Raw genomic sequence first — 12145 nt, forward strand, 5'->3', positions numbered from 1 at the left:
GTCATCAGTCACGGGGAGTGGGACCTTTCGGGAGGGGGCGGGTCAGTGGGTGAGACCGTAGTGCAGCGTGGGGTCGAGGTGTTCGATGTCGACGAGGCGGTTGTACTTCGCGACCCTCTCGCCGCGCGCGGGGGCGCCGGATTTGATCTGCCCGACTCCGGTTCCCACCGAGAGGTCGGCGATGAAGGTGTCGAGGGTCTCGCCGGAGCGGTGGGAGACCATGCAGCGCATGCCGGCGTCGTGCGCGGCCGCGATCGCGTCGAGGGTGCCGGTGATGGTGCCGATCTGATTGGGCTTGATGAGTGCGGCGTTGGAGTAGCCGTTGCGGGCTCCGTCGCGGATGCGGTCGGCGTCGGTGACGTAGAGGTCGTCTCCCACGAGCTGCACCCGGTCGCTGATGGCGTGGGCGAGGAGGGCCCAGCCCTCGTGGTCGTCCTCGGCGAAGCCGTCCTCGATGCTGCGGATCGGGTAGTCGGGGATCAGCTTCTCGTAGTAGCGGGCGAGTGCGTCGCGGTCGAGATCGGTGCCGGCGACGGTGTAGTGGCCGTCGCCGTGGAAGAAGCCGTTTGCGGCGGGATCCATCGCGATCGCGATGTCACCGGTGCCGGGCTGGTATCCGGCGTCGGTGATCGCTGCGACGAGGAGGTCCAGGGCGTCTTCGGGCCGGTCGATGGGGGGCGCGAAGCCGCCCTCGTCGCCGAGCCCGGAGGTGCCGTAGGCGGTGCGGACGCGGGCGGCGAGGGCGTGATAGATCTCGGCGCCGACCTGCACGGCCTCCTCCTCGGTGCCGGCGGAGACGGGGGCGATCATGAACTCTTGGAAGTCGAGGCCGTTCGCGGCGTGCGCGCCACCGTTGATGACGTTGAAGTGCGGGACGGGCAGGGAGGCGGTCGCCCCGGTGTGATCGGCGATCCACCGGTGCAGGGGCAGGCCGGTGCGCGCGGCGAAGGCGCGGGCGGCCGCGATGGAGACGGCGACGACGGAGTTCGCTCCGAGGCGGGCGAGGTTCGCGGTTCCATCCAGTGCTCGCAGCGCTTCGTCGATCTCGCGAAGCGAAGTCCAGGAGTGATCGAGCAGGAGGGCGCGGATCTCGCCGTCGACGGCCGCGACAGCGGAGCGGACTCCGCGTCCGCCGAACGCGGGGCCGCCGTCGCGCAGCTCGACCGCTTCGAACGCGCCCGTCGAGGCGCCCGCGGGGGCGGAGGCGTCCAGGACGGTGTCGTCGTCCAGACGCAGGGTGACAGCGACGGTCGGGAAGCCGCGGGAGTCGAGGATCTGCCGTGCGGCGACGTCGGTGATGACCAGCGGGTGTCCGGCGGGGTGGGTGACGTACTCGCCCGTCCCGTGGATGCTGGTGCGGGTGTGGCTGATGTAGGCGTTCATCAGGTTCCTCCTTCGTGGGCGAGCGTGATCGCCGCCCGGTCGGCTCTTGCGGGGTCGAGGTAGCGTCCGCTCCTCGAGATCGGTGTCCCGGACGGCCCGGTGTCGTACAGGTACGGCTGACCCGTCGGGATGTTCAGATCGCGGACCGCGGCATCGCCGAGGTCCTCGAGAAGGGCCCGCAGCGCGCGCAGGGAGTTGCCGTGCCCGACGATGAGCACCGTCTCGCCCTCCTGGAGGGCGGGCAGGATGCGCTCCTCGAGGAGCGGCTGCAGTCGGTGGACGACGTCGCGCAACGACTCCGTCTCCGTCATCGCCTCGGCCGGCTGCCCACGGAACGCCGCGGACCTGTGCAGCTGCACGAAGGCGGCGGCGGACAGAGCAGGCGGGCGGACGTCCATCGACCGGCGCCACTCCAGGAAAGCGTCGGCCCCGTACCGGGCTCCGACGGCGCTTGTGGACAGGCCGGTGAGCGCTCCGTAGTTGCGCTCGTTCAGCCGCCACTGGGCCGCGACGATCCGCGGCCGCCCTGGAAGGGCGCCGGCGATTATTCGGGCCGATTCGGTGGAGCGCTGCAGGGTCGACGGGAGGATCAGATCGGGGTCGATCGATGCGTCCCTCAGTAGCGTCGCGGCCTGTCGCGCTTCGTCACGTCCGAGGTCGGTGAGGGGGACGTCGAGGACGCCGCAGAAGAGACCGTCGGCGTTGCCGGTGCTCTCACCGTGGCGCACGAGGACGAGCGGGGGATGCGCGGGCATGGGTCACCTACCTGGTCTCTGATCGAGAAGGTAGGAACCATCAGCCTCGGCGGCAGTTCGAGCTCACGCTCGGGCGGGATCCATCACCACTGCCGTCAGCCTACGCCCGCACCTCGGTCAGGACCAGGGCAGCGGCTCCGAATCATCGACCGGGGCGAGGGGGATCATGAGGGCCGGCCAGTGCTGACGGTGAGCGAGACGGGCGCCGACGGCACCGGAGAAGACCTCCTGCACCGTGCGACGCAGAGACGGCTCCTTCGTGCCGACAATGATCATGACCGCATCGACACGGTCCGCGAGCGTCGCCAGAGCGTGTGCAACGTCACCGGCCATCTGATGCGTCTGCCACGGGACACGGTCACCGACGATCCGGTCGAGCCGCTCGAGGATCGCAGGATCTGGAGCCAGTGGAGTGTCGCAGATGCACTGCGGGCGACACCGGCCCCTTCCCCAGGGTCCGGTCCCCGCCAGCTGCCCGCGCGTACACGTGCGGACGCTGCGGCGTACCCGGATCGGCTGCTACTGACGAAGCGCGCCTCGGGAACGAACGGCGGGATCACGCTCGACCCGACGATCGGGGTGTCGTCGAGGACGGCACGCGGTCGAACCGATCACCACGGAGACCACCGCGCGCGAGGCGGTGAGAAGCAGCTCAGGCGCAAGGGGGTCGCGAATCGTCGTCGGCGCGGTTCACTCACTGCATGGATGGTCTGCCCTTCGTTGTTCTCGTCGTCATCTTTCTCGCCGCCGCCGCAGTGGTGTGGGTCGCCGGCATCCAGTTGTCGAAGGCCACGGACGTTCTGGACGCGCGCCTGCACCTGGGGAGTGCGCTGGGCGGCCTGATCGTTCTCGCCGTCGCGACGAACCTGCCGGAGATCGCGATCACCGTGTCCGCCGCGCTCTCAGGGAACCTGGACGTCGCGGTCGGCAACATCCTCGGCGGCATCGCACTGCAGACCGTGGTCCTCGTCGTCCTCGACCTGTTCGGCAAGCGCGGAAGAGGTGCGAAGCCGCTCACCTACCGTGCCGCGTCCCTCACACTCGTGCTCGAGGGGCTCGTGGTCGTCGCGGTGCTCGCCGTCGTCATCGCCGGCAGCCAGCTGCCCTCCGGACTGGAAGTGCTGCGCCTGACCCCGGACGTCGTCCTCATCGCCGGCCTCTGGGTCGTCGGGCTGCTGCTCGTGCAACGCTCCGGCAAGCACCTCCCCTGGCACGAGGACGGGCGGGCCCCCGACGCGACAGCATCCCCCGCGAAGAAGAAGACGCACCCGATGAGCACACGCAAGGCGACCATCGTGTTCACGATCTCCGCCGCGGCGACCCTCCTCGCCGGTGTCGTGCTCGAGCGCGCCGGTGATGCAGCATCCTCGCAGCTCGGTCTCTCAGGGGTGCTGTTCGGAGCCACCGTGCTCGCTCTCGCCACCTCCCTCCCCGAGATCTCGACCGGGCTGCAAGCCATCAAGCAGGGCGACGACGACCTCGCCATCAGCGACATCTTCGGCGGCAACGCCTTCCTCCCCGTCCTGTTCCTCGTCGCCACCGTCCTCTCCGGCACCGCAGTCCTCCCGCAGGCGAACTCGTCCGACATCTACCTCACCGCTCTCGCCGCCCTGCTCACCCTCGTCTACATCGTCGGACTGATCTTCCGACCCACCCGCCGCATCGCCGGCATGGGAATCGACTCGTTGATCGTGCTCGCGCTCTACACCGTCGGCATCGCCGGGCTCTTCGCCATCACCGCGACATGACGTCCGCGCCGCCGTGGGCAGATCGACCAGATCGCTGTAGCTCGAGCAGACACGGCCGCTGGCGTGATCGGCGTAGCGACGAGCCGTGCACCGGTCAGCGCAACTCGTGCGCGATCTCCAGGAACGCCGCCGCGGACGACCCGATGCGATCGGACCATATGGCGCGGAGGGGTCGCACGAGTGCTGGTCCGCGGAGGGGCACTCGTATCAGTGAGCGCGCGGCGAGATCTGTTTCGACGGTGAGGATGCTCATGACGGCGGGCGCGATGCCGGCGCGGGCGTTCGCTCGGATGATCGCCGTCGTCTCCAGGATCGCGGCGGGAGTCGTGAGTGCGAGCCCGGCGTCGTGGAGCCATGCTTCGAGGGTCGTCCGGGTGCCGGAGCCTTCCTCTCGTGTCAGCAGTGCGGTCCCGGCCAAGTCCTCGGCGCTGATACTCGCCGCGCGTGCCCAGGGGTGGTCCGGTGCCACGACGACAGCGAGTTCGTCCTCCGTGACCACGTCAGAGGAGAGCGTGGCCGTGGACGCCGGTGTCTCGACGAATCCGAGCTGCGCCGCACCGGATCGCACGAGCTCTGTGACCGTGGCTGAATTGCCGGCGATCAGCTGCACACTCACCTCGGGTGTGCGCTGTCGGAATTCGAGGAGCCAGCGTGGGAGCAGCAGTTCGGCGATGGTCTGCGACGCCGCGAGAACCAGTGAGCCGGTCGGCTGTCGCAGTGCCGCCGCGCCCGCCTCGAGGCGGCGGGACGCCTCGAGGACCGGGCCGGCCAGCTCGAGCACGAGCCGGCCCGCGTCGGTCATCAGGGACCCGGTCGGAGAGCGGCGCACGAGCGGCTGCCCGATGGCGCGCTCCGCTACCCGCAGACGCGCCGAGACGGCCTGCTGGGTGACGCCGAGGGCTTCGGCAGCGCGGGAGAGCGAGCCCGCCTCGGCGATGCGTTCGAGCACCTCCAGCGTGTCGAGATCCAGGATCCGGTCCGTCAATCGCCGCGTCGCCACAAGCACTCATTGTGCCCCGCCAACACGATCGCTGTATCGGCTGGTGCCGGCGATGCTCAGGCTGGAGTCATGACAACTTTCTCCCCCGCCCGCGCATCTTCCTCGATCGGGCATCCTCCGCGGTCGAGGCGCTTGTTCCGGGAGTTGGAGCATCCGGGACTGATCGTGTCGAACCTGACGCCGAACTGGTTCGCGTCGATCATGGGCACCGGCATCGTCGCGGTCGCCGCCGCGTCCCTGCCACTCCAGTTCCCCGGACTCCGTACCGGGGCCACTGTCATCTGGGCGATCGCCGCGCTGCTGCTCGTCGCGCTGACCGTCGCGACCGGGCTGCACTGGGTCCGCTACCGCGGTACAGCGGCGAGGCACCACCTGAATCCGGTCCTCTCGCACTTCTACGGCGCGCCGCCGATGGCGTTTCTCACCGTCGGCGCGGGAACCCTCCTCCTCGGCAAGGACTGGATCGGCCTGCCGGCCGCTGTCGCCATCGACTGGGTGCTCTGGGGTGCGGGGACTCTCGGCGGGCTGGCGACGGCGGTCCTGGTGCCCTACCTCGCGTTCACCCGGCATGAGAACAAGCCCGATTCGGCGTTCGGCGGCTGGCTGATGCCGATCGTTCCGCCGATGGTGTCCGCTTCCACCGGCGCAGTGCTGCTGCCGTACGCGCCCGCCGGGCAAGCGCGGGAGACGCTCCTGTGGTCCTGCTACGGCTTCTTCGGCCTCAGCCTGGTCGCGTCGCTGGTGGTGATCACCCTGATCTGGAACCGGCTCGCGCAGCACAAGGTCGGAGCGGCGGGGATGGTGCCGACACTGTGGATCGTCCTCGGTCCGGTCGGACAGTCGATCACCGCTGTGAATCTGCTCGGCTCGAACGCGCCCACCGTCGTCGACGCCGGCACGGCGCGTGCGCTGCTGGTCGTGGCTCTGGTGTACGGCTTCGCGATGCTCGGCTTCGCGCTGCTCTGGACCGTCATCGCCCTCGCGATCACCCTCCGCACCGCGAAGGAGCACCTGCCGTTCAGTCTGACGTGGTGGTCGTTCACGTTCCCCGTCGGCACCTGCGTCACCGGACTGAACGGCCTCGCCCTGCACTCCGGCCTCACGGTCGTCGCCGGCCTCGCCGTGCTCTACTACGTCGGCCTGGTCGCCGCGTGGATCATCGTCGCCGCCCGCACCTTCCACGGTTCCGTGATCCGCGGCACCCTGCTCGCACCACCGCGGCCGGCCTGACCGGGATCGAGGACCATCGTGGATGTCCGAACCCTGAACGCCCTCGCCGAGACCTGGCGGAGTACTGCGGACGCGACCGGACGCTTCGTTCCGGGCTTCGATCCCCGCTCCGGCGGCACCGCCAGTCGCGTCCTGGTGCTGATGCAGTCACCCGGCCCTCGGACGATCGCCGCGGGATCCGCTGCCGTCTGCAGCGAAGACAACCTCGGGCCCACCGCCGCCGCGTTCCGGGCGGCCCGCATCGAGTCCGGACTCTCCCGCGACCACTACGTCCGGTGGAACCTCATCCCGTGGGAGATCCCTGGCCGCGTCCGCCCCGCGGACATCGAGCAGGGCCGGCTCGCGCTCGGTGAGCTGCTGGAGCTGCTGCCCGCGCTCGAAGCCGTCGTCACCTACGGGACCGTGGCGCTCGACGGGGTCATGCGCTATCTGACCCTGCACGATGATCCCCGTGTCGTCCCCGTCCTCGCGGCACCGCACCCCTCACCGGCCAACGGGCGTCACCGCGCCGACCAGCACCTCCGCTCCGTGAACGCGCTCCGCCTCGCGAATCGTCTCGGATCCGGTCGGCGAGTCGCAGACTGACGGCACTGAAGGGAGACGTCCGCGTCTCGGTCGTCACCGGTCGCCGTGACCGATGAGGTGTTGATCTCAGACGGCCCCCGTCCTCGGACCGCTGACGGGAACGGCCTGGTCGTCCACGACGTCGACGGTGTACGCCGCGCCGTGCTCGAGCGTGTGGCCGACGGTGCACTGGCGGTCGACCGCCCGGTGGGTGCGCTCGGACAGTGAGGCGATCCGCTCGGGATCGAGCGCCGACAGGTCGGCGCGGATCACGGCGGCGATCGAGTCGTAGCGGTCCTCGCCCTCGGGCTTGGTCGCGGTGATGTCGGTGGTCGCTTCGAAGTCGGCTCCGAGCCGGCTGGCGAGGATGTGGTCCGAGGAGAGCATGCCGCAGGCGGCGAGGGCGAGGTGCAGCAGCTCGCCGGGCGAGAACACGCCGTCGGCGTCCGACCCGCCGATGCGGACCTCGGCTCCTCGCGCGTTGCGGCCGATGAAGCTTCTCGGGCCCTCGCGGGTGATGTGCAGCGGCGTGGTCTCGGTGCTCATGGTCTGCTCCTGTCCGGTGCCCGCGGCACCGCGGGCAGTGTCGGTGTCTCCTGCGGGTGGGCGGTGTCTCAGGTGTCGGTGCGGACGAGGGGGGAGTTCGTGCCGCGGACCCTGATGTCGACGCCGGTGATCTCCGACCGGGCGACGCCCGTGGACGCCGCCAGGTCGACGGCGCGCCGCCCGGCCGCCGTCCAGGTGGCGACGGTGATCGTGCTGCCGTCTGTGCGGGTGATCACGAGTTCGTACTCCGCGTCGGCGGGCGCATCACCACTGTAGGTGCAGCTCCACTCCAGCCGGGTGCCCCACGGCTTCCCCTCGACCTGGATGTCCGCAGCGAGAGCGGGATCGGCCGCGATCGGGTCCATCGGTTCGAGGGTCGCCTCGCTCGCCACGGGAGCGCCCGCGATGCCCGTGCCGAGAGCGACACCTCCGAAGACGGAGGCGGTGACGGCGGCCGCGACGGCGAGGGACGTCACCAGCCGGCGCCGACGTCGGCGCGTCCGGACACGGTGGGCGATGGCGGGCAGCGTCACCATCGACGGCGGCGCCTCCTCGCCGTCGTCCGATGCGCTGATGGCGAGAGCGTCCTCGACGGAGAGGCGGCCGACGATGCCGGGCAGTCCTGCCAGCTCTGCCACGGCCGCGCGGCAGGCCGCGCAGCCGCTGAGGTGCTGCTCGTACTCGAGTCGCTGATCTGCGGGGAGAGCGCCGAGGACGTAGGACGCGTCCCAGTCGCGGTACTCGTCCTCCGTCGCAGAGCTTCCGTGGTGGTCGTTCATCGGGTGACGCCCCTTTCCTGCAGAGCCAGTCGCAGTCCGCGCAGTCCGTAGTGCAATCGAGATTTCGCTGTTCCCTCGGGGATGGAGTGCCGGCGGGCGATCTCGGGGACGGTGTGTCCGAGGAAGTACGCGTCCACCACGATCTGACGATGCTCCACCGACAGCGATGCGAGAGCGTCGGCGACCAGGATGCTGTCCAGGACCGCGTCGGTGCGATCGGGGACGGCGCCGCCGCCGTCTTCGTCCTTCGCCGGCACCTCGCGTCGGCTCCGAGCGGATCGGGCGTCGTCGATGACGAGGTTGCGGGCGACGGTGAACAGCCACGCGCGAGCGGCGTCGGCGTCGCGTTCGAGGACCTGCGGGCGCTGCCAGGCCCGGACCATCGTCTCCTGCACGACGTCCTCCGTCAGCGCCGCGTTCCGAGTGAGGTTCTGCACGAAGCGCCGCAAGGCCGGGCCGTGACTCTCGTACAGCGCCGCCAGGAGCTCATCGACGGGGCGGGGCACAACGCTCACCGCCTCGAAGCGCCACGGTGCGCTCCCTCATCACGGTTGCTGCGATCACTGCCGGTCATCCCTTCCGTCCATGCCTGTCGAGAACCGGCGACCCGGCCCGACGATGCGCTTCGCTGCGCGGGGACGGGTCGCCGTCGCATCAGGACGCCGGGGTGGCGGTGCTCATGGCCGCGGCTTCCTTGTTCATCGTGCCGTCGGGGAGGAGGACGTACCAGGCGTCCTTCACACCCTGCCCGTTGACCTGGCCCGGCGCGGTGTCCTTCGCGAACCGGTAGACCGGCCATCCGTCGACGGTCAGCTGGGTCGTCCCGTCGGTGCGCGTGATCGAGCCGACCTCTCCGGTGATCCCGTCCGCGGCGGTCGTGCTGGACGCCGTCACGGCCGGCCAGGTCGTGGCGCACTCGTCGTAGCAGCTGCTGCTGCCCGAGTTCTGCGTGTCCTTCATGAACGTGTAGACGGTGTAGCCGGCCTCGTCCGTGATGATCTCGCCCAGCGGCGAGGACGCCGTCGTGAGAGCCGCCGTCTCAGCGGAGGCGGTCGCGGTGGCGGAGGCCATCGCGGTGGCGGAGGGGCTGTCGGCCGGCGCTTCCGACGAGGCGGCCGAGCCGGCGGCCGTCGAGCATCCGGCGAGAAGGACGGCGGCGAACGCCGCAGTCGTCACAGTGGTCGCGATTCGCTTGAGCATGATGCCTCCTGTAGTGCGGGGGCCGAGGTGGTCCCACCGAGGACACGACACAGCAGTCGCGGACGTTCAACGACGCGAGAAGATCGCTGGGAGAGCATCCGCGCAGCGGGCGGATTCAGTGAGAGCGACGATCCGTTGCGCGCTCCTTCGCGTGAAGGCCCGAGGCTGCGCGCTGCTCTCCACGGCGGCGTGCGAGCAGTGATCGACCATGTGCGCGACGGCTGCGGCCTGCCCGGCCGCCCGCGCGGCAGCGGTGGCGGCCCGCTCGCCCGCCTGCGTCGCGGCGCGGGCTGCGGCGTGCGCCGTGAAGGCCGCCGTGCGGCACTCGGTCATCGGAGCCTCACCCCGCCCCCAGGCGAGGAGGACGTCGAGCGCGCGCCGGGGCCGGGCATTGTCCGGGTCCCGCTCCTCGAACGCTGGGAGGGCGCGCTCCGCGCACTCCGCCGCCCACCGCGCGAGCGCCCGGTGGACCTCCGGCTCCGGATTCGCCAAGGCCGGCTCCTCCGCTCCGCTCACGGGTCTTCCTCCGATTCCGGAGCTCAGCTGGCTCTTCCCAGATGAGGGTGTAGGTCGGCCGGGAGCGTCGGTCCGCAGATAGACGTCGAGGTCTCCCGACGACGGAGGTTCCTACACCATCCGTCCGAAAGACCTCGACGTGACCGACGCTACCCCGCCGGCCGGCTTCGGCCGCCCTGACCTGACCGCCTTCGCGTCTCATCCCAGTCGACCCTGATCGAGTCTGCTGACCCCCTCGACGAGAACGCAGCGACATCACAGCCACCCAACCCCGACCGTCCGGGAAGCCGGGACACGTCACATGACCTGTGCTGCGGGCGTGTCGAGTGGGTCGTCCAGGGGCGACGCAGGAGTGTCGACGCAGGAGTGTCGACGCGACGTGCTGAGAGGTGGTTCCAGTCGAGCGCTAGGACACCGGCTACAGGCATGGCGATAGGTCAGGAACGGCGTCGCTCCCTGCGCAGGAGGGAGCGCAGAGTCTCGGCATTCGCGTAGCCGACCCGTAGCGCGATCTCGGCGGAGGTGAAGTCCGTGGTTGCTGAGAGGTGCCGAGCTCGTTCGATGCGAAGCCGTTGGACGAAGCCGAGCGGAGTGAGGTTGAGCGCCGCACGGACTCGTCGTTCGAGGGTGCGCCGGCTGGTGCCGAGCGACTGCGCGACGAAGGCGACGTTGAACGGTTCGTCCAGGCGGGCGCGCACGAAGCGTTCGAACTCGACGACGATCGGGTCCTCGTGCCGGAGATGTTCGTAGGCGACGAAGGCCGCCTGAGACGGACGCTCGTCGATGATGAGGAGCTTGGCGACATGTTGGGCCAGGTCGGGGCTGATCGATCGCACGAGTGAGAGCGCGAGGTCGATGTGGGCGAACGCGGCGCCGGCGGTGACGAGGTTCCCGTCGACCACGACCATGGTGTCGAGATCGAGGGCGACGGTCGGATAGCGCTTCAGGAACTCCGGCCCCAGGAACCAGCTGGTCGTCGCCCTCCGATGATGCATCCGTCCGGTCTCGGCGACAGCGAACACGCCGGTGCACGCCGCGGCGATCCGGGTGGTCGCCTCGTCGAGGCGCCCGAGCGAGGCGATGACCGAACGAGCATCTCGGCTCTGGAGGACGTCGTTGGTAGCGGCGGCCGTAAGGGTTCCAAGCGCAGGGACGACGACCACGTCGAACTCTCCGGACTCCGACAGCGGGTGGTCCACCGACAGGGTCATCGATGCCGTCGTGGTCACTCGCCGTTTCGGTCCGAGGATGGCGAGTTCGATCGGGTCGATCCGCGGGTCGACATCGCCGCGGGCTCCGTCGGCCACCCGCACGATGTCGATGATCGACGCGATAGCCGAACCGAAGCAGCCGTCGATCGCGATCAGTCCGATACGCATGACGTAAACAATAGCAATACTGCCGTATACGCCACTCCCCACCGGCCCTCGCTCGTCATACGCTGAACTCGTCCCACGAAGAACCCCGACGTCAAGGAGAGTCCCTCATGTCCACACCCGCATCACTTCCGTATGCCTTCGTCGCCAAGATCGTCGCGGCCGATGGACAGCACGACGCGGTCGCCGATCTGCTCGCCGGCGCTGTCGCACTCGCCAACGAAGAAGTAGGAACGATTGTCTGGTTCGCGGTCAGGACCCACGCCGACACCTTCTGGATCTTCGATGCATTCCCCGACGAAGCCGCTCGCGACGCCCACGCCAACGGCGCCATCGTCGCAGCCCTGATGGCCAACCAGCACCTCCTCGGCGCAGCACCCGAGATCCTGGCGGCCGACGTCCTCGCGTCCAAGCTCCCGTAGTCCGCCAACGCACGAGACGATCGCGCCCCGCCGAGCCGTCGCCAGGTCGCGACGCAACGCCACGCTGCGTTGCCGAGCGGTGCGAGGCCTATCGGCACACGGACAGGATGCCGGCCGCGAGCGCTCAGCCGGCGAGGGGTCCGTCGCAGAGGAGAGCGACGTCGGTGTCGGGCAGAGCCGTGAGGCCAGCGCATCGCGCGACCACCAGAACGGTTCGCCGGAGCCGCCTGTCGGAATCGAACGGACGACCTAATGACGTCGGCTTTGCGTCTATCGCTTGATGCGCCCACTGGGCGAACGAGCCGCTGACCTGCGCAAACGCCGAGCGTGGAGGACGCCGCCATCCGGTGGTGACCGACGACGACCGACCAGTACCGACCGTTTCACCGGAGCTTGCGGCGGCGTCGAAGCCGAGCAAGCTCCATTCTTTTAACTCACCGCGCCCTCCTCCTCGCCGGCCCCGTCGTCGGCGAAGACGTTTCAGGGGTCTTCTCAGATGAGGGTGTAGGTCGGCCGGGAGCGTCGGTCCGCAGATAGACGTCGAGGTCTCCCGACGACGGAGGTTCCTACGCCATCCGTCCGAAAGACCTCGACGTGACCGACGCTACCCCGCCGGCCGGCTTCGG

At 69.7% G+C, this 12145-nt stretch carries 14 protein-coding genes and 1 riboswitch; of the genes, 4 read left to right on the forward strand and 10 right to left on the reverse strand.

Features of this window, described 5'->3' with window-relative positions:
- Positions 1 to 42 precede the first annotated feature (42 nt).
- The 3 genes from eno to C5D09_RS18010 all read right to left on the reverse strand — a co-directional run bounded on the left by eno (position 43) and on the right by C5D09_RS18010 (position 2651).
- Complete coding sequence (eno, locus tag C5D09_RS15345; RefSeq protein WP_104269686.1) at positions 43 to 1383, reverse strand: phosphopyruvate hydratase; 1341 nt, start codon at positions 1381 to 1383, stop codon at positions 43 to 45.
- Positions 1383 to 2138 carry a 2,3-diphosphoglycerate-dependent phosphoglycerate mutase gene (locus C5D09_RS15350; protein WP_104269687.1) on the reverse strand — a complete coding sequence of 252 codons (756 nt, stop codon included), beginning with the start codon at positions 2136 to 2138 and terminating at the stop codon, positions 1383 to 1385. Before C5D09_RS15350 ends, eno begins: the two co-directional genes overlap by 1 nt.
- A 24-nt stretch (positions 2139 to 2162) precedes the next feature.
- A riboswitch (Fluoride riboswitch) is annotated at positions 2163 to 2235 on the reverse strand.
- Between the two features lie 20 nt (positions 2236 to 2255).
- Complete coding sequence (locus C5D09_RS18010) at positions 2256 to 2651, reverse strand: universal stress protein (protein WP_374953813.1); 396 nt, start codon at positions 2649 to 2651, stop codon at positions 2256 to 2258.
- 188 nt (positions 2652 to 2839) lie between these two features.
- Here C5D09_RS18010 and C5D09_RS15360 point away from each other — a divergent pair, with 188 nt between their 5' ends.
- A complete protein-coding gene (locus tag C5D09_RS15360; protein WP_104269689.1) occupies positions 2840 to 3886 on the forward strand; it encodes a sodium:calcium antiporter in 1047 nt (348 codons plus the stop codon).
- 94 nt (positions 3887 to 3980) lie between these two features.
- Here C5D09_RS15360 and C5D09_RS15365 read toward each other — a convergent pair whose 3' ends face one another.
- Entirely contained in the window at positions 3981 to 4886 is a 906-nt protein-coding gene (locus tag C5D09_RS15365) for a LysR family transcriptional regulator (RefSeq protein WP_104269690.1), read from the reverse strand.
- A 165-nt stretch (positions 4887 to 5051) separates the two neighbouring features.
- On the opposite strand from C5D09_RS15365, the gene C5D09_RS15370 reads away from it, so the two are divergent.
- Together C5D09_RS15370 and C5D09_RS15375 are read left to right on the forward strand one after the other, a co-directional pair.
- Positions 5052 to 6116: a TDT family transporter gene (locus tag C5D09_RS15370; RefSeq protein WP_258067026.1), complete on the forward strand. Its 1065-nt coding sequence runs from the start codon at positions 5052 to 5054 to the stop codon at positions 6114 to 6116.
- Positions 6117 to 6134: 18 nt separating this feature from the next.
- A complete protein-coding gene (locus C5D09_RS15375) occupies positions 6135 to 6701 on the forward strand; it encodes a uracil-DNA glycosylase family protein (protein ID WP_258062371.1) in 567 nt (188 codons plus the stop codon).
- A 66-nt stretch (positions 6702 to 6767) separates the two neighbouring features.
- Here C5D09_RS15375 and C5D09_RS15380 read toward each other — a convergent pair whose 3' ends face one another.
- The 6 genes from C5D09_RS15380 to C5D09_RS15410 all read right to left on the reverse strand — a co-directional run bounded on the left by C5D09_RS15380 (position 6768) and on the right by C5D09_RS15410 (position 11100).
- Complete coding sequence (locus tag C5D09_RS15380) at positions 6768 to 7226, reverse strand: OsmC family protein (protein WP_104269692.1); 459 nt, start codon at positions 7224 to 7226, stop codon at positions 6768 to 6770.
- 68 nt (positions 7227 to 7294) lie between these two features.
- On the reverse strand, positions 7295 to 8005 hold the full coding sequence (locus C5D09_RS15385; RefSeq protein WP_104257433.1) for an anti-sigma factor: 711 nt from the start codon (positions 8003 to 8005) through the stop codon (positions 7295 to 7297).
- On the reverse strand, positions 8002 to 8520 hold the full coding sequence (locus C5D09_RS15390; RefSeq protein WP_104224788.1) for a sigma-70 family RNA polymerase sigma factor: 519 nt from the start codon (positions 8518 to 8520) through the stop codon (positions 8002 to 8004). Before C5D09_RS15390 ends, C5D09_RS15385 begins: the two co-directional genes overlap by 4 nt.
- Before the next feature lie 139 nt (positions 8521 to 8659).
- Positions 8660 to 9205, reverse strand: a complete 546-nt coding sequence (locus C5D09_RS15395) for a hypothetical protein (protein ID WP_104257434.1) — start codon at positions 9203 to 9205, stop codon at positions 8660 to 8662.
- 66 nt (positions 9206 to 9271) lie between these two features.
- Positions 9272 to 9721, reverse strand: a complete 450-nt coding sequence (locus C5D09_RS18015; RefSeq protein ID WP_146084509.1) for a putative immunity protein — start codon at positions 9719 to 9721, stop codon at positions 9272 to 9274.
- A gap of 437 nt (positions 9722 to 10158) precedes the next feature.
- On the reverse strand, positions 10159 to 11100 hold the full coding sequence (locus C5D09_RS15410) for a GlxA family transcriptional regulator (protein ID WP_053548963.1): 942 nt from the start codon (positions 11098 to 11100) through the stop codon (positions 10159 to 10161).
- 107 nt (positions 11101 to 11207) lie between these two features.
- On the opposite strand from C5D09_RS15410, the gene C5D09_RS15415 reads away from it, so the two are divergent.
- Entirely contained in the window at positions 11208 to 11519 is a 312-nt protein-coding gene (locus C5D09_RS15415) for a putative quinol monooxygenase (protein ID WP_033107114.1), read from the forward strand.
- Positions 11520 to 12145 lie beyond the last annotated feature (626 nt).

This window comes from Rathayibacter sp. AY1C9 (genome assembly GCF_002932315.1).
GTDB lineage: Bacteria > Actinomycetota > Actinomycetes > Actinomycetales > Microbacteriaceae > Rathayibacter.

Excerpts from the sequence above, each read along its gene's own strand:
- C5D09_RS15360 (WP_104269689.1), top strand. The coding sequence starts at position 2,840 with ATGGATGGTCTGCCCTTCGTTGTTCTCGTCGTCATCTTTCTCGCCGCC.
- eno (WP_104269686.1), bottom strand. The coding sequence starts at position 1,383 with ATGAACGCCTACATCAGCCACACCCGCACCAGCATCCACGGGACGGGC.
- C5D09_RS15385 (WP_104257433.1), bottom strand. The coding sequence starts at position 8,005 with ATGAACGACCACCACGGAAGCTCTGCGACGGAGGACGAGTACCGCGAC.
- C5D09_RS15350 (WP_104269687.1), bottom strand. The coding sequence starts at position 2,138 with ATGCCCGCGCATCCCCCGCTCGTCCTCGTGCGCCACGGTGAGAGCACC.
- C5D09_RS15410 (WP_053548963.1), bottom strand. The coding sequence starts at position 11,100 with ATGCGTATCGGACTGATCGCGATCGACGGCTGCTTCGGTTCGGCTATC.
- C5D09_RS15415 (WP_033107114.1), top strand. The coding sequence starts at position 11,208 with ATGTCCACACCCGCATCACTTCCGTATGCCTTCGTCGCCAAGATCGTC.
- C5D09_RS15380 (WP_104269692.1), bottom strand. The coding sequence starts at position 7,226 with ATGAGCACCGAGACCACGCCGCTGCACATCACCCGCGAGGGCCCGAGA.
- C5D09_RS15395 (WP_104257434.1), bottom strand. The coding sequence starts at position 9,205 with ATGCTCAAGCGAATCGCGACCACTGTGACGACTGCGGCGTTCGCCGCC.